Origin of the sequence: Pseudoduganella umbonata (genome assembly GCF_014192225.1) — a bacterium.
GTDB lineage: Bacteria > Pseudomonadota > Gammaproteobacteria > Burkholderiales > Burkholderiaceae_D > Rugamonas > Rugamonas umbonata.
Window position 1 is genome coordinate 520,896 of record NZ_JACHXS010000004.1, and the last position, 17,245, is coordinate 538,140.

The 17,245-nt window shown below is 62.5% G+C and carries 12 protein-coding genes; 5 read left to right on the top strand and 7 right to left on the bottom strand.

The window, feature by feature from the left end:
- Nucleotides 1-143: 143 nt before the first annotated feature.
- The 7 genes from FHS02_RS14040 to FHS02_RS14070 form a co-directional block, all read right to left on the bottom strand.
- Nucleotides 144-740, bottom strand: a complete 597-nt coding sequence (locus FHS02_RS14040) for a hypothetical protein (protein WP_137316964.1) — start codon at nucleotides 738-740, stop codon at nucleotides 144-146.
- 628 nt (nucleotides 741-1,368) lie between these two features.
- Nucleotides 1,369-2,055: a DUF3304 domain-containing protein gene (locus FHS02_RS14045; protein WP_175424944.1), complete on the bottom strand. Its 687-nt coding sequence runs from the start codon at nucleotides 2,053-2,055 to the stop codon at nucleotides 1,369-1,371.
- 1,003 nt (nucleotides 2,056-3,058) lie between these two features.
- Nucleotides 3,059-3,667 (bottom strand): hypothetical protein, encoded by a 609-nt coding sequence (locus tag FHS02_RS14050; RefSeq protein ID WP_137316962.1) that lies wholly within the window; start codon nucleotides 3,665-3,667, stop codon nucleotides 3,059-3,061.
- Complete coding sequence (locus tag FHS02_RS14055) at nucleotides 3,668-4,471, bottom strand: AHH domain-containing protein (protein ID WP_137316961.1); 804 nt, start codon at nucleotides 4,469-4,471, stop codon at nucleotides 3,668-3,670.
- 33 nt (nucleotides 4,472-4,504) lie between these two features.
- The gene (locus tag FHS02_RS14060) at nucleotides 4,505-5,728 is read right to left on the bottom strand and encodes a hypothetical protein (protein WP_137316960.1); all 1,224 of its coding nucleotides are present in this window, start codon (nucleotides 5,726-5,728) and stop codon (nucleotides 4,505-4,507) included.
- Between the two features lie 2 nt (nucleotides 5,729-5,730).
- Entirely contained in the window at nucleotides 5,731-8,709 is a 2,979-nt protein-coding gene (locus FHS02_RS14065; protein WP_137317773.1) for a type VI secretion system Vgr family protein, read from the bottom strand.
- A gap of 2 nt (nucleotides 8,710-8,711) precedes the next feature.
- Nucleotides 8,712-9,665 (bottom strand): hypothetical protein, encoded by a 954-nt coding sequence (locus tag FHS02_RS14070; protein ID WP_137316959.1) that lies wholly within the window; start codon nucleotides 9,663-9,665, stop codon nucleotides 8,712-8,714.
- Nucleotides 9,666-9,870: 205 nt separating this feature from the next.
- Here FHS02_RS14070 and FHS02_RS14075 point away from each other — a divergent pair, with 205 nt between their 5' ends.
- The 5 genes from FHS02_RS14075 to tagF are packed head-to-tail and all read left to right on the top strand — an operon-like array spanning nucleotide 9,871 to nucleotide 17,243.
- Complete coding sequence (locus tag FHS02_RS14075; RefSeq protein WP_137316958.1) at nucleotides 9,871-10,713, top strand: M15 family metallopeptidase; 843 nt, start codon at nucleotides 9,871-9,873, stop codon at nucleotides 10,711-10,713.
- A 43-nt stretch (nucleotides 10,714-10,756) separates the two neighbouring features.
- Nucleotides 10,757-11,026, top strand: coding sequence for a PAAR domain-containing protein (locus tag FHS02_RS14080; protein WP_137316957.1), 270 nt, complete (start codon nucleotides 10,757-10,759; stop codon nucleotides 11,024-11,026).
- A gap of 2 nt (nucleotides 11,027-11,028) precedes the next feature.
- Nucleotides 11,029-12,423, top strand: coding sequence for a hypothetical protein (locus FHS02_RS14085; RefSeq protein WP_137316956.1), 1,395 nt, complete (start codon nucleotides 11,029-11,031; stop codon nucleotides 12,421-12,423).
- A gap of 57 nt (nucleotides 12,424-12,480) precedes the next feature.
- Nucleotides 12,481-16,245: a type VI secretion system membrane subunit TssM gene (tssM, locus tag FHS02_RS14090; RefSeq protein WP_137316955.1), complete on the top strand. Its 3,765-nt coding sequence runs from the start codon at nucleotides 12,481-12,483 to the stop codon at nucleotides 16,243-16,245.
- Nucleotides 16,242-17,243: a type VI secretion system-associated protein TagF gene (tagF, locus tag FHS02_RS14095; RefSeq protein WP_137316954.1), complete on the top strand. Its 1,002-nt coding sequence runs from the start codon at nucleotides 16,242-16,244 to the stop codon at nucleotides 17,241-17,243. The genes tssM and tagF overlap by 4 nt, the downstream gene beginning before the upstream one ends.
- Nucleotides 17,244-17,245: the final 2 nt, after the last annotated feature.

Sequence of the window (17,245 nt, forward strand, 5' to 3'; positions counted from 1 at the left end):
GTCATCGTGGCCGCGAACGGAGCTGGCGAGCGAGGATGTTTCGGTACGCCTCACTCTGTAGTGCAATCCATTACTCACTCCACAGCATGACGGTCTGATTATTGATCCGAGAGTCAATGACTTCGGCAGTACTCCGCCCCGGCTTACGGGTAATCGCGTACGGCTTTCAGCATCGCGCCGCTATCTCCGTTTTGCCGGAATATCGCAGCCAGCGATCGGTGACATAGCACAGGCGATTCCAGAGTACCGCCCATCTGGAAAAGGAGGCGTTGCTGAAGCGGTATCGCATTCAGGACCTCGGCGCTGAGGCTGTAGTTGAACACCATGTCTCTGGTAGAGGTACCTGGCATGAAGGTGGAACGGTCACGGTCCCAACAGTCCAGCTCGCTCTTGAAGGTCAGGAACCAAAAGCCTTCGTGCCGATTTCCTGCATCATCAAGATAGATGGACGGATGCATCGTCAACCCTGGAAGTTCTCTTTGTAATAGAAGCTCCCGGATGTGATCACGCACCATGAAATTCGCACCCTCGAACAAGATGTTGGCGACGTGATCCTTGGAACCATCCCTGATGTTTTCTTCTCGCCAGCCGTTGAAAAAAACATAGGGAGATGAGTCCGTTGGGACGGGCTCGACATCGTATTGTCGCTGTGACGTAGTTATATCAGCCTTGAGCGATGGAAGGCGGAGGTCGTCTTCATTCTTCAGGATGAAGACGTACTCGTCGTTGTATTTACTCATCTATTAGCCGGGCACGACGCTATAGAAAATCAGGTTGATACGTGGACCACAGCTGCCATTCGCGCAGCAAATGCCACCGGCTTCGGATGCCCACGGCCGCCAGCGCCCGCTACGACCTCGCTGGCGAAACAAGTGGCCAGCCCAAGAAATATCGCTTACCGTTGTTGATTGCCTGGATCAACGCCCAGACGATACGGTCGTTACCTTTTTCTCCCATAGCCGCACCACGTGTCTCATCCATTCCTTCCCCGGTATCATTTACGTCTGCAAAGGTGATGCGACACCGGGTATGTACACGCGAAAGAAATTTTCAAACTGTCCAGGATTATATTTCCATTTAGCTGCGTTCAGCAGGACGCCTTTTTCGCTCTGGCCAGGGAAACAATCGTAGAGACGTGCAACATTGGAATACCCCTTTGTCGCTTCGGCTTTCTTATAATCGTTCCGTGTACCATCAAAGAAAAACCCAAAAAATAAATTCACTTTGCAGGATTCCAACGGAGAAGCTGGCAAAGATTGCTCACGCTTAGCATACGTCTTTAACAACCTAAACTGAACTCATCGAAGAATGTTTCGACATCTGGGGCAGAGGTATAACTTGCAGCTTAAGGTGGGCAAAGTTTCGTATTCAAGGCTTCCTCTTCATTATTTCCTTAAGTTCCTCTTCTGAATTTTTCAACCCTTCTGCGTAGTCAGACTTGAGGTACTCAAGGTACGCTGGATCGTCTGGACCTTTGAAATTCGCAATTTCCTTCTTATTATATTCTTTTGCAAAATTCCAAGATTCTTGACTATGTTGTAACGGTGTTTTCTCGATTTTATCGATAAGTTTTCGATAATTTCGGACATGCACCTCCGCGATGTTTTTCAGAATAGCCCAGCCTTCACGCTGATAATCCACCGATGGCTCAGGCCAACCTTTTATCTTACCAGGCCAACTAGGGTGATTTGGCTGGTGATTGCTCGACACTACCTCGATGTTTCCTTCCTTGGTTCGCAACACCCAAAGCTCACCGACCTCACCATCAACATACTTTGGAACATCGACAGTATGCACCTTAGTAATCTCTGGCAACTTGCCGTCGGCAGTCTTAGGAAGCCAATAGGTGGCACGTACCTGAACCTGTATTCCGGGAGACCACTGCCTTGGTAGTGTATAACAGCAAACTATACCGCCAGCGCTAAAGGGAGCAATATGCTCTCCACCGCCAGAATTGCTGGGATTTTCTTGGTCGATGACTACATACTCGAATGGGCGATCGGTATAGTTCACACCATGGAGGCTAACCGACACTGCGTTCTTGGAAGCTGCCATTGGGGACGTCATGCTACTACATGCAGTCAACAATACTGGAATAACGCAAAGTAACCGTCGGTAATTTCTCATCTTTTTTCATTCAGATTTTTCGCTACCCAAGCCGCAAATCGGCCAGCGATACTATCGATATCAACGTTATCCGTGGCAATAAATTCGGCGCACCATTACGTTTCAGTAAACTCATCTCGGCCTGCCCGCTTTGCTAGTTCAAATGCGGCTGGCAATGCGAGGCGCCGCACGATGGCGCACGGCGCGACATCACACCCTGATATTGGAGTCCAACTCGGAGTTCATCCAGTGCACAGTCGCTATGAAACGCCTAAACTACTCCAGGTCTAAGTCAGCATTGAATGCTGTTCCAGATTCTCACCCGCAGCTCCAGCCGTAAGGCTCCCTACGTACTATACCGGTCAATAAATCGAAAATTGGGAGAGTTCCGCCCATTTCTGCTGTCTGCTTAGCTGTCATTACCTCGTCGATAGCGCGTCGACGATGTCGGTTACGCTCGTGTCTTGCCATGCCTTGAACCAGTTTGTGAAGGCTCGAGCTTGTGTCGCTCCGCGTGAGAAACCGAAAATGCTGACACGAATTTCGTTGACAATGACTCGCGTACATTTGGCAGGTCTGCCACTTTCGTCGGACCGATGAAGTGCGACTGCACTCTGCAATTTTTTTAGCAGTTTATGTAACTCAAGATAGGTCGTTCGATACGAAGGCTCACCGTCGGCAGGCTCACCGGAGCGCTTTTCCGCATACATCTGGGGCGAACGTCGCGCAGCATGCGCACTGTCGAACGGACGTGCCAGTTGGCTGCGTCCTAGTGTGCCTGCATCTGCGGGTCGGTCCAGCGCTGCGCCTTGCTGCTGTCGGCGCATGTGTACTATCCCAGTGTGTCGCTCCAGTCGAGCGACGCCAGTTTGACGCTGCCGAAAGCGACAACCGGAAAGTTGCTGGAACGCACACTCCCGGACAAGACCTCATAGCGGCGTAGGTCGCGGGTTTAATATTCCACAACAGCCTGAAGCGTCGCACCGCTCCGACCATTCCCTCGAAAGATAGTAGCAATCGATTTATGACACGTTACAAGGCCATCTAATGTCCCTCCCATCCTAAACAGGAGCCGCGCTTGCAGTGGTGTATTTTTTATTATCTCGGAATCAAGCGAGTAGGTATAAATGCTGAAAAGCTTCTGATCGCCAACTTCGATGACTTCATCGTCATAAGTAGATTCCGTACGGCTCCAGCAGTCGAAAAAACCTCTAAGGCCGAGATACCAAAAATCCTCATGCCACCCCCCCTGATCATCAACGTAAATAGCCGGGTGAAAATACACATTGGGCAATTCAAGTTTTAATAGCCGCTCTCTGATAGGGTCTCGGACTATGCACGAACTAGCATCGAAAAGCACATCGGCAATATCGTCTTTGATGTGGCTAGACAGGAATTCATTCTTCCAGCCGTTCTCGAAAATTAGCGGCGCCGAACCCATTAGGGGCATAATCTTCCCAAAGCGACGTTCACTTGTGTTCACATCCGGGACTAAGAATGGAAGCCGACTGTTATTCTCGTCTTTTTTGAGAAAAAAATAGTCTTGATCGAAGTTATCCATTTATTGTCCTGCAATTAATTGGTAAGTCTCTTTAAACTGATATGTGATATTTTCATTCTCTTGACCTGGCGCCCATCGCCCAGTATGATTTCTGTGTACCGGGCAGATTGGCGCAGAGATGTCGTTTACACTTTTTTTTGCGCCTCCACATCCTTTAGGATTTCCTGGCTGAAAATTAGCGAATAACTTTGTCAGCTTTGCCTGGCTTGGCTTTCTTTGGATAAGGTTGATAATTACCCGGCTCACCTTATTCAATTCATTTTCAACTAGTTCCTTCACGTCCACACCGGGGTCCCCACACTTCTCTTCAAGCACATCCATTAATCTCGAAATGCGTTGGGACACTCCTTCATGATAGGAAGGGTCACGATTGTTATCAATATCCGGCGCATCTGTTGCAGTATGGTTACCACGGTGGGGCTGCACCTGCAACAGACATGCCCCTTGCAAAGTAGACGGAATAAATACCAGATTCCCTGGAATATTTATATTGTAACCAAAATCTTCCAGCCTATCACCAATGGAGGGGCCTGCCAGAACTACAGCTTTCGCTGAGATTACGTGGTGTGCCTGCATCGTCACACCATGGTGACGTGGATGATGTGGCATAAGACTTTTATCAGTCCGTCGCATCAAAGTGGACAAGTATTGCGTGTCTTTTGCTGATTTACCACGCAATTCATGACCCACAGGATAGGGGATCAATCTAGTCAACTGAAATCCTCGCTCAAGCAGGTTACCAATCGCAGTAAAAAAAATATTTCTAGTTTCACTGCGCCTTTTACGACTTTCAAGAAAAACCAAGCCGCTTTTTTCACAACCCCATTACGATTGCAATCATTTATAAACCACAGTTCCACGGCGATTACGTGGTGTCGGATGTTTCGTGCTACCGCAAATCCGGCAGCGCTTGTCGCGTCGAATGCTCTGCTTTTTTGCCAGCAATTTGGTTTCTGTGCGGCCCGTCACAACGAGACCTTTAGAGCGAGCACTGATCAGCTTGGGGCCTAATTGATGGATCTGCGTGACAGCCGTTTGCAAATCCTCGATCGCACGCACGAAGGCAGCGATCGCGATCTTTGCCCGCTGGAATTTACGGCTTGCGCCTGATAACCTCGCACCCGTCATCGCCAAGCGCGCCAGCAATGTGGCAATGCGTGCCGCAGCAGCAGTTCCAGCGCTCAGCAAGGCTGTCGCCAACAGCAGCACCAGCTCAATGATCAGATACATGGCACCCTTGCCGGCAATGTAGGCAACGAAGTTTGGTGGGATCGCCTCGATCATCAAGCCGGCATAGGCGATGTACGTCAGCGTGGTTTCGTTATCAGCCAACACTTCGAGCACGATGGCAAAGCGCTGGTCTCCTCGGATCGCCTTGGCGAGTTCAGGATCTATGTCCATCAATTCGTTCTCGACAAACGCTTGAATTGGCTTTGGATCTCCTTCGGCAATCAAGACAGGCAAATTCATGATGGCCGCGCGATGCTTATACAGCTTGCGCGCCTTTTCCGCGCTGCCGGCCACTGCGCGCGCAGTACGCCTTGCGTCGGCTTCCAGCGCTTCTAGCTTGGCGATCTGTTCCTGTGCCGCGCCAGAGACCGCGCCTTCGATCGACTGCTGCCACCATGCCCAGTTATAGATTGTCTTGTCCGGGTCAGCGACCAGTCGATTGACATCGCGTGCCAGATCGTTGTACTGCTGGCGGCTATAAATCGCCAAGCGATCAATACAACCGCCGGCAAACTCTTCGATCTGTTTGCCAAGCTGCTGCCAGTACTGTTTCTCGAACATCTCGGCTTGGTCACTAAGCCAGGTCGATCCGCCGTCGGCAGTACCTTCGATCACTCCTTCGGCAATCGACATCGCAGGGTTAGCGTCCCACCGCTGCTGGAACTCGGCCATCGCATCGTTCAGAGTGAGGTACGCCGCATGAAGGGTTTGAATGATGTTGCCGCGTTCCTGGACAATTTCCCGCTCGGTCACCGTGGGCTTGGCCGTCACCATAACCTGGCCGCCCTTGGGCGCGGGCAAGTGCAGGTCTTCTGCAGGTTTCTTTTCCATATCTATTTCAACCGGTTGACGGTAGCGGTCTTGCTGATCACGGTACCGGCCACATCGAATTGCAAGTCACTTAGAGGCCACGGTGTCGCCCATGCATCGTCATACTCGGCGTGTAATTCCGTCCAAGTGTTCTTTGTACTGGGGAGTACGGGCATCATGTAATCTTGACTTGCCGCCGCAACAAAACTCTTCTTCCCCGCATGCACCGCAATCTTCCCCGGGCACTGCACTGTGATATTCCCGCCTTCAATCGTAATATTCGCCCCATCCGCCGTCGACAAACTGATCCGCTTGGCGGCCGCCCAATCCACATGCGCATTGGCGCTGACCACCTTCACATCGTCGCGCGCATGCACATTCAGCACATCGGCCTGCGCCTGCACATCGACAGCATCCTTTGCCGCAATCACCTGCAACCCGGCATCGCCCTCGCCCGCCTTCACGGCACCGGCCAGCACGCCAATGGCCTGCCCGCTATGCACGCGCATCTGCCCACCCGTCACGAACTGGGCGTCCTGCCCGCTCATCAGGTTGACGGTCTCGCCATTGGATAGCTGCACCGCCTGTCCGGCAGCAACCGCCAACCCCGCCTTGGCGGAAATGGCGACGACAGCATCGGCAACGTGCGGCAGTTTGCCGTCCCCCGGGCTGATGTTTTTAGCAGCGGCATCGCCCTGCGCAGCGTCGAAACTGTCGGCAGCAACCATGCCCGACACGCTGGTCAGCATCGCCTGCAACGGTGCGGCATTTTCGTCGAGCACACTGGACGACGCCTTCGCGGCGCCAAGGTGAGAGGCCAGCCCCACCGTCTCGTGCGTCACTGCGGCCTGGCTGAACGTCTCGCCCAGCTTGACTGCCTGCTTCAACAGGGCGATCCCCGCCGCGTTATCGCCAGCAGGATCGCGAGAAGCGGCACCATGGGCAACCTTGTAGCTCGACACCAGCAGGCCCGCCCCACCCCGCACTGCGCCATAGGCATCGGTGCGCAGCTCGGCCCCTTGCCCGCGCAGCGAACCCCGGTAATTGTCGGCACTGTGGATCAGGTGCCCCAGGTTCAGCTCCGACGCGGCGGACGTGGTGCGCAACTGCACCCTTCCCTGCGCATCGGTATCGTCGAACAGCAGCTGGTTGTACCCGGCGCCGCCGAATTCCTTCGTACGGACGCCCCACTGCGCCGTGGCATTGCGGTGACCGGCGTTGTCGGCGGAGGCGCCGTGCCACACCGGGCTGTTTCCGCCGGCCAGGTTGCCCTGCGCGGAAATGCCGTGATCGTGCGCCGGCTGGAACAGCGTGGCGCCATCATTGCCAGTAGCAGGTTCGCCGCCCGGCGTCGGCGCGATGCCCCCTTCGCCCTGGCCGTTGTAGACCGCACCCACGACGATCGGCCGGTCGATATCGTTTTCGATGAACTGCACCACGACTTCCTGCCCGATGCGCGGCAGGAACTGGCTGCCGATGCCGCCACCGGCCAGGCGCTGCGCCACGCGCACCCAGCAGGTTGCGTCGCCGCTGTCCTGCCAGTGGTAGCGGATGCGCACCCGGCCCAGCGCGTCGCAGTACAGCTCCTCGGCGCCGGACGGGCTATCGGCACCGTCCGGCCCGACCACGATCGCCGTTTGCGCGCCGAATGCCGTCGGCTTCGGATGCGCGCGGCCGTCGCTGCCCGCCAGCACCGGGCGCCAGATCACATCGCTGGCAACCGCTTCGAAGCAGTTCGCGTAGCCGGCCTTTCGCGCCTGCTCGATGGCCAGGTCGAAATCCGGCGGCAGGTCGCGCGCCACCTCGTGCAGCACGTCATGCAGCAGTTCCGGGATGGGGCCGAACAGCTCGGCCAGCGCTTCGGTTGCCTTCGACGGCAGGTTGTTGACGCCCACGCTGACCACGCGCAGGATCGTGTAGCCGGCCGCTTCGCCGAGCCGCTGCAGGGGCGCGCCGGTGACCGTGAGCCGGGTGCCGGCGCACAGCGTGCGCACCGTCGAGCGGCCGCGCCACAGCTGGCTGCGCGCCTCGCGTGCCTGCATCTGCAGGTCGGCCCAGCGCTGCGCCTGGCTGCCGTCGGCGTGGGCGTACTGGCCCGGGGTATCGAACGATTCGAGTGGCGGCAGTTTTGCGCCGTTCGACAGCCACGATGGCGACGTGGCCGCCACCGCTTTCTTTGCTTTGTAGTCGTAGCTGAGCGTCGTGCTGCTGGAGGCGCCCACGCTCCGCATCGCGGCCAGCGCCTGCACCGTGTCGCTCTGCTCGCGCGCGTGGGCGCCGTGGAAGCGCACGCCCGTGCCGGCGCCCGATGGATCGTCCGGCACGCCGCTGGTACTGGTGCTGTCGGCGAACAGCACCATCGACGGGCCGTCCTCGCCCTGTTCGAAGCGCCAGGCCAGGCCTTCCTCGGCCAGCAGGCGCTCGACGAAGGCCAGGTCGGTTTCGCGGTATTGGCAGCAGTAGCTGCGCGGCGGCGCCGCGTCCATGAACGGCATGGCCTCGTCGCTCCAGCGCCAGCGCGCGGCCGGGGCATGGGCGCCGAATACCGCGTCGACGATGTCGGTCACGCTCGTGTCCTGCCATACGCGGCTGTTGCGCACGTGGGCCAGGCGCCAGATCCAGTGGGAGATGCGCATGCGGTAGCGCGCCAGGCCGCCTTCGCTGCCCAGCTGGGCGAATTCGCTGATCTCGCCCGCGAAGCTGGCCCGCGTGCCGTCGGCCAGGCTGACCTGCAGGCTGGCCGGCTGGCCCAGCAAGGAAGGCAGGTCGATGAACGCGCTGGTGGAGACGGCGATCACGTCGCGCGCGCCGACTCCCTGCACGATGTCGTCGGCCAGGAAGGCCTCGACCAGCAGCGCGTCGCCGAACGCCGCGCTGTCGTCCCCGGCTGTTTCCCCGGATGTTTGGCCGGTTTTCTCGCCGATCTCCAGCGCATACAGCCGCGTCGCGCTTGAAAACCGGGCCAGTGCGGACCGCACTTCATCAAACAGCTCGCCCGCCATGGTCAGCCCGATATCTCGGCCACGGCTGGGCTCTTGCATTCGTTCTTCACCTTGGCGCTGCTGCTTGCGCACGGCTGCTCGCGGCATTTGGCGGCGTCCGCCGTGGCTTGTGCCGCGCAGCCCTTGCTGCCGGTGGCGGATTTGCCGGGGCGCGGTTCCGGCGATGCTTTCGAATGGGCCAGCAGCGCGGCCAGCAGTGCCACGTCGCTGTCGACCTTCGGCGCCGTCTTGGCTGCCGGCTTCTTGCGGGCCGCGGCAATGGCGGTTTTCTTGTCGCGGGCGGCCTTGGCCTTGGCGATGCGCTCGGCCTTTGCCCTGGCGGCTTTTTTCGCGGCGGTCGATTTGGCCGAAGTGGAAGCGGTCTTGCCGCCGGCCTTCGCTGCATCGGCGCCGGCGGATGCGGGCTTGTCGAGCAAGGCGGACAGTTCGTCCTTGCCGTCGTTGTTGGCGGAGCTGCGGGCCGCCATCGCGGTCGTGCCGGCGGCCAGCGCCGCGGCGGTGCCGGCGACGGCGGCGCCCGGCACTTCGTCGAGGATCGTTGCCGCGCTCACGCTCGATTCCTGCGCGGGCGGCGCCTGGACGGCGGCTGCCTGCTCGACGGGAGCATCGCCCGACGCGCCCGAACTCACTTCGGGGACAGGTGCCGGCACGGGCGCCGGCATAGCCGCTGGCGCCGGGGCAGCAGGTGCTGCCGCGACTTGAACGCCGTTGCTGTCGTCCTCATGCTGCATCGCCCACGCCAGCGCGCCGCCGCCCAGCACGGCCACGGCGGCAAACGCGGCGGCCACGCCGCCCATGCGGCCCGGTTTGCGCCGGGCATGCGTGGTACCGGACGGGCTCGCGCGACCATCCAGTTTATTCAGGATGCCCTGGTCCTCCCCCGCCGGCCCTTGCTGCGCGTGTTCCGAAAGAAGGCTGGGCCGGCTGGTACGGCCGGTTTCTTCATTATGCGGCAAAATACACTCCCATATTATTTTATGGTTAACTCTACGCGATTTATATAATACCCGGCGCAAAATTCTTTAATAGCCCACTGGCTTTCATATGTGAACCCGCGTCGCACACAATATTATAAGCGGCCAATTATCATTAGATTAAGTTATACTTCGAAGCAATGATTTTTTCAACGCCGTTGCTTTCCCTGTAGAAATTGGACCAACCGTGCTGTTCGTTGCTGTCACGCTGTACTTTCTGCTCGCTTGCCTGGTCAGCTGGCTGGTCCTGTTCCCGTCCGGCCGCGCACTGGTGCTACAGGCATTGGCGGGGACGGGGAAGCGGCTGCGGAGCGGCTGGCGGGCGGCCGCGCTGCGGGAAAGCCGGCGGCTCGATGCGATCGGGCAGACATCCAGCGCGTCGCTGCGTGAAGCCGGCGCCTTTGTGCGGCGCAATTATTTGCTTTGCCTGGGCGGTGCGGTGCTGCTGGGCGTGCCGCCGCTGATTGCGTTGACGAGCGGCCGACATGCGCAGCTGAGCGGCTTCGAGGAATCGACGCGCGAGGTGAATACGCAGGTGGCGACGCTGCTCGAGGGCGAGCAGCTGGTGCCGCCGCCTGCCCTGCCGCCTTTGGCATTCGCCAGCGCGGAAGTGGAGAAGGAACGGCCGATGATCGCCTCGGCGAGCCGCGACTGGGCGCAGCTCAATGCGGCCTACCAGCAACGCCTGCTGCACGTGTTTCGCATCATGAAGGAGAAGCACGGCTACGAGATGGCGCTGCTGGAGGGGTACCGCAGTCCGCAGCGGCAGGACATGCTGGCGGCGCTGGGGCCGGGCGTCACCGGTGCGGCGGCTTTCCAGAGCTGGCACCAGTTCGGCCTGGCCGCCGACTGCGCCTTCGTGCGCAATGGCCGCCTCGTCATCTCGGAAAAGGATCCGTGGGCGATGCGCGGCTACCAGCTGTATGGCGAAGTGGCGGAATCGCTGGGCCTGACCTGGGGCGGGCGCTGGAAAATGATGGACCTGGGGCATACGGAGCTGCGGCTGCCCGGCGTGATGCGGCGCCGTTGAACGCGGCGGCAACGATAGACGACAAGGAAGTGGAGAACGAAACATGGCAGGACCCGTGATCAGGCTGGGCGACAAGACATCGCATGGCGGCACCGTCATCGAGGCATCGAACATGAGCGACGCCGGCGGCATCGGCATCGCGCGCATGGGCGACAAGACCAGCTGCCCCATCCCCGGCCATGGCACGTCGCCCATCGTCTCGGGCGACCAGACCTGCATCGTGGACGGCAAGCCGGTGGCGCGCCATGGCGACAAGACCGGCTGCGGCGCGACCCTGATCGCGGGCCAGCAGAACACCATCGACCAGATCTGACGATGGGCGCCTGGATCAAAGGCGGCCTGGCGGCGCTGGTCGCGTTCGGCATCTGCTGGGGCGGCGCCATCGCCTGGTGGCAGGGCACCGGCCGCTCGCCGTCGAATACCGAGCTGGCCGCCCTGCTGCTGGCGGCGCCGCTGGCGCTGCTGGCGACCTTCCTGCTGGTGCGGCACCTGCGCAAGCCGGCCGCGGCACCGGAGGCTGCCGGCGGCCCCGCCGAGGCGGCCACGCCCGCGCCGCCGGTTGCCGGGCCGTCGCTGGCGTTGCTGGCGGCCGCCCTGCGCACGCCGCATGGCGCCGCGCCAGAGGAACTGGCCGAAGCGATCACGGACCAGCGTGCCCGCGGCGACCTCGATCCCGAACTGCTGGACGACGATGGCTATCCGGTCATGAGCGTGCGCGTGGCCGACCCGATCGACGCCGAAGGGCGCGAGCAGATCGGCCTGTGGCTGGCGGCGCAGGGCCAGCCCGACCCGCTCTTCGACGACGAACAGTGGCGCGCGCTCGGCATGGCCACCAGCGTGGCCGCAGAACTGGCGCATCAGGCGGGCGCGCACCCGCATGTACTGCCGGACGATGCTTCGGTACCGGCAGCGGGAATGCCGGCGCTTCCCGTGCTGCAGGTATTGCTGGCACTGACCGGCGCGTGGAACGAAGCGCAGCGCGGCGCCGCCGCGGCCTGGATCCACTACGTGGTCGGCGAATCCGGGTGGCCTGCGAGCCATGCCGCCATCAGCGTCGCGGCGCAGCCGGCGCCCGCCGCCGCGGTATCGAACTGGCTGATCCAGCTGACCGCCCAGGCGGCCGGCACGCCCACCATCGCCATGCTGCTGGCCTGCGATTCGCAGATCGGCGAAGCCAGCGTGAATGCGCTGGCTGCCGATGGCCGGCTGTTCACGGCCACCCGGCAGCAAGGCCTGATGCCGGGCGAAGGGGCGGCCGGCCTGCTGCTGGCCGATGCATCCGCAGCCGCGCTGCTGGGGGGCGATCCGGTCCACCTGCACACGGTCGCGGCGCGGCGCGACGATTCCGCCGACGTGGCGCGCAAGCCCGATGCCGCCTTGCTGCGCAACCTGGGCGCGCAGGCCTGCACACAGGGCGCCGTCGAACCGGCCGCCGTGGCGATGCTGCTGGCCGATACCGGCCACCGCACCAGCCGCGTGATGGAACTGATGGAGCTGGCCACCGGTGCGCTGGTCCAGCTCGACGCCGGCACCGACGTGCTGGCCACCGGCAGCGCCTGTGGCCATGCGGGCGCCGTACCGTTCGTGGCGGCGCTGGCGCTGGCCCACCGCAACGCATTGGAACGGCAGGCGCCGGTACTGTGCGTGAGCAACGAAGATCCCCATTACCGCTGCGCCGTGCTGGTTCGCCCGCCGCCCCGGCAAGCCTGACCGATCCACGGGCCTGGCCGCCATGATCCATTTGCTGAATCCTTACCGAGTTTGACGATGATCGACACTATCTGGCAATTCCTCACCACCCGCCTCAGCCTGACCGTGGCCGGCTACCTGGCGCTGGCCGCGCTGCTGTGGATCTCCACCCGGCTGCTCGGCCTGCCGCCGGCGTGGGCCGTGGGGCTGTTCGTGCTGGCGCTGGCCATCGGCGCGGCGCTGTGGGCCTGGCGCTGGTGGCGCAACCGCCATGCCGCCGCCGAACTGGGCGACATGCTGGAGCAGCAGGCCGTCGCCGCCACGCCGCAGGCCAACGCCGCCCAGCGCCAGGAACAGGAAGCGATCCGCCAGCGCATGCTCGATGCCATCGCCACCATCAAGGGCTCCAAGCTGGGCCACCTGTCGGGCGACGCGGCGCTGTACGAACTGCCCTGGTACATGGTGATCGGCAATCCGGCGGCAGGCAAGAGCACGGCGATCGCCAGCTCGGGCCTGCAGTTTCCGTTTGCCGATTCGCAGATCGTGCAGGGCGTGGGCGGCACGCGCAACTGCGACTGGTTCTTCACCACGGACGGCATCCTGATCGACACCGCCGGGCGCTACTCGGTGGCCGACGAAGACCGCGCCGAGTGGTTCGGCTTCCTGTCGCTGCTGAAAAAATACCGCAGGAAGGCGCCGATCAACGGCGTCATCATCGCCGCCAGCGTGGCGGACCTGACCGGCAACCGCCCGGAGTTCGTGATCAACCTGGCCAAGAACCTGCGCCAGCGCGTACAGGAACTGACCGAGAAGCTGGAGGTGCATGCGCCGGTCTACGTGGTCTTCACGAAGGCCGACCTGATCACCGGGTTCTCCGAATTCTTCCAGGATGCGGAAGGCGCGGAACGCGACCGCGTATGGGGCGCCACCCTGCCCTATCACCAGAATGCCGGCGGCCAGCACGTGCTGGACCAGTTCGATAGCCGCTTCGACGAACTGTACGAAGGTCTGAAGGACATGAGCGCCGCCAACATGTCGCTGCAGCGGCGCGAACGCATGCCGCCCGGCGTGTTCACGTTCCCGCTGGAATTCTCCACCATCAAGGCGCCGCTGCGTTCGTTCATCGCCACGCTGTTCGAGGAAAACCCGTTCCAGTTCAAGCCGGTGTTCCGCGGCTTTTATTTCACCAGCGCGCTGCAGGAAGGCGCGCCGGTCTCGGCATCGTCGAAACGCGTGGCGCAGCGCTTCGACATCCGCCTGCAGTCGCAGCATCATGAGGAAGCGCACCGGCAGCAGGGCTACTTCCTGCTCAACCTGTTCCGCAAGGTGATCTTCGCCGACAAGGACCTGGTCGCGCAGTACGCCAGCCCGGCCAAGACGCGCATGCGCTATGCGGCCTTCTTCGCCGCCACCGCGATCGCCGGCCTGGCGCTGGGCGGCTGGAGCTGGTCGTACGTGAACAACCGCCAGCTGGTGGCCAACGTCGAGGCCGACCTGGTGCATGCGGCGCGGGTGCAGGACAAGCGCCTCGACCTGCAGTCGCGCTTCGAAGCGCTGCGCATCCTGCAGGACCGCATCGAGCAGCTGGAAAGCTACCGCGAGAACCGCCCGCTGTCGCTCAGCCTGGGCCTGTACCAGGGCGACAAGCTGGAACGCAAGCTGCGCGAGGAATACTTCAGCGGCGTGCGCGAAGTGATGCTCAAGCCGGTGGGCGAAGCGCTCGAAGGCTACCTGGCGGAAGTAAACCGCAATGCCGCCCTGCTGCAGCCCGAGGCCCGAACGGCAGCCGCGCCGACGGTGCAGGCGGCCGCCCAGCAGTTCAAGGATTCCTCGCCGACCAGCAGCGAGGATGCCTACAACGCGCTGAAGACCTACCTGATGCTGGCCGACCCGGCCCGCGCGGAAGGCGCGCACCTGAACGACCAACTGACGCGCTTCTGGCGCGGCTGGCTGGATGCCAACCGCGGCACCATGTCGCGCGAGCAGATGATCCGCGGCGCCGAACGCATCATCACGTTCCACCTGGCGCAGATCCAGGATACGTCGTGGCCGCGCCTGGAGCCGAAGCTGGCCCTGGTCGACCAGACGCGCGAAAGCCTCAAGCGCGTGGTGCGCGGCATGCCGGCACGCGAACGCGTATACGCCGACGTCAAGGCGCGCGCCGCGACCCGCTTCCCGACGATGACGGTGGCCCGCATCGTCGGCGAGCAGGACAAGGAACTGGTGCTGGGCAGCTATGCCATCCCCGGCACGTTCACCCGCGAAGCATGGGAAGGCTTCGTGCGCGATGCGTTCCGCGATGCGGCCAACCGCGAACTGCAAAGCGCCGACTGGGTGCTGCGCACGTCGGCCAAGGACGACCTGACGCTGGAAGGCAGCCCGGAACAGATCCAGAAAAGCCTGGTGGACCTGTACAAGACCGAATATGCGCGCGAGTGGCAGCGCTTCCTGCAGGGCGTGACGATCCGCGACCTGGCCGGATTCGACGCCGCCGCGGCCGCGATGAACCGGCTCGGCGACCCGCAGATCTCGCCGATCGGCAAACTGGTCACCGTGGTGTACGAGCAGACTTCGTGGGACAACCCGACGCTGGCCGATGCCGGCATCGCCCAGGCGCAGCGCGGCATCTCCGCCTGGTTCCGCGAAACGGTGCTGCGCCAGTCGCCGTCGCGCGTCAACATCAACATTCCGGCGCCGGGCACCGCGAAGAACGCCGCCCTGCCGCTGGGCCCCGTGGGCCGCGAGTTCGCCGGCGTGGCACGCATGGTCGTCGCGCGGGACAACAACGCCTCGCTGATGGGCGGCTACATGGGCCACCTGTCCAAGTTGCGCAGCCGCTTCAACACCATCCGGAACCAGGGCGATCCCGGCCCGGGCGCCAAGCAGCTGATGCAGCAGACGCTGGACGGCAACGGCTCGGAACTGGCCGACGCACTGAAATATGTCGACGAGCAGATGCTGACCGGCATGAGCGACACCCAGAAGCAGGCCGTGCGCGCGCTGCTGGTGCGCCCGCTGATGCAGAGTTTCGCGGTGATCGTCAAGCCGACCGAGGCCGAGATCGACAAGGTGTGGGGCGCGCAGGTGCTGACGCCGTTCCGCCAGAACCTGGTGAACAAGTACCCGTTCTCGCTCGAATCCAGGCAGGAAGCCAGCAACGCCGAGATCGGCCAGGTGTTCGGCCCGCAGGGCGCGATCGCCAAATTCGTCGACACCACCATGGGCCCGCTCGTGGTACGGCGCGGCGATGCGCTCAGCGCCAGGACATGGGCCAACATGGGCGTCAACCTGTCGCCGGCGGTGCTGGCCAGCTTCCCCGGCTGGGTCGCGCCGCTGTCCGAAGGCGGCGTGGCCACCGCGGCGGCTACCGCCGCCGTCGAGCAGACCATGTTTGACCTGCAGGCGCTGAAGGCGATCGGCGCCAGCGAATTCACCATCGAGATCGACGGCCAGGCACTGCGCTGGCGCGGCCAGGCGCAGCCGTGGGTGCACATGGTGTGGCCGAACGCGCGCGGCACGCCGGGGGCGCGCATCACTGCCATCACGCCGCAGGGCAACGGCGTGGTGCTGCTCAACGAGCCGGGCGCGAATGGCCTGCGCAAGATGGTGGAGACGGCGTCGCGCGAGCGCGGCGACAACGGCGTGTTCCAGCTCAGCTGGAGCAACGCGGGCGTGACCGTGACCGCCAACCTGAAGATCGTCGGCACCACCAAGCCGGCCCCCGTCGTGGCGGCGGCACCCCAGCCGGGCCAGGGCTTCAAGCGCCTGCGCCTGCCTGAAACCATCATCGCTCCCGCCCCGGTGGTCTCGGCGGCGGCGGCAGCGGAAGGAGCAGCACAATGAGCACTTCAGCGAGCCGCACGGCCACCACCGCCGCCACCATCGGCTACTTCGGCAAGATTCCCGGCCGGGGCGACTTCGTCAAGGGCAGCGACAACCCGGCCCTGATCAAGCTGCTGGACGACTGGCTGGCCAGGGCCATGGACCTGATGAGCGCCGACGCGCGCTGGAAGCTGAGCTACGACGCCGTCGCCCCGCTCGACTTCGCCATCATCGGCCCGCGCCGGCGCCATGCGATCGCCGGCCATATCGTGGCCAGCAGCGACCAGTCGCACCGGCGCTTCCCGTTCCTGATGATGAGCACCATGGAAGTTCCCGACCCGGCCACCTTCGTGGGCGATGCGCCGCTGGTGCTGAACCGCCTGTGGAACCGGCTGGCGGCGCTCAGCCACAGCGTCGTCAGCGCGGCCGATCCGGGCGCGCCGCTGCAGGCCGCGGCCGGCCAGGCGGTCGAGCTGGACCTGCGGGCGGCCGCGTACGCCGCGGCCTTCGCCGATTTCCTCGAACTGCAGACCGTGGGCACCCTGCAGGCCCAGCTGGCCCAGGGCGGCTACGAAGGGTCGGTGCGCCAGATCCTCCTTGCGCTGGGCATGCTGCTGCAGCCGGTGATGGCGAGCAGCTCCAGCCGGCTGGAAAAAAGCCTGGTGCTGCCGCTGCCGGCCGACCCGATGTACCGCAGCCTGGCGGCGGCGTTCTGGATGCACGTGGTCACGCCGTTCCTGGCGCGCGCCGATTTCGAGCTGGCGCTGTTCATCGCCCGGCTGGACGGGCGGCCGGCGCTGGTGCTGGGCTTTTCGGGCGCCTCGGCGCAGACGCTGCAGGCCATCATGGACCGGCAGGCGGGCCTGGAGCGCCATATCGCCTTCGATGAACTGGACTGGGTGGAAGACCAGGTCAACGACGACTATGCGGTGAAAAAACTGTCCACCTACCTGGCCCAGCCCGGTCTGTCCCTCAAGGCCGCGCTCGACTCGCTGGGCACCGCCTTTATTGGAAGCTGACG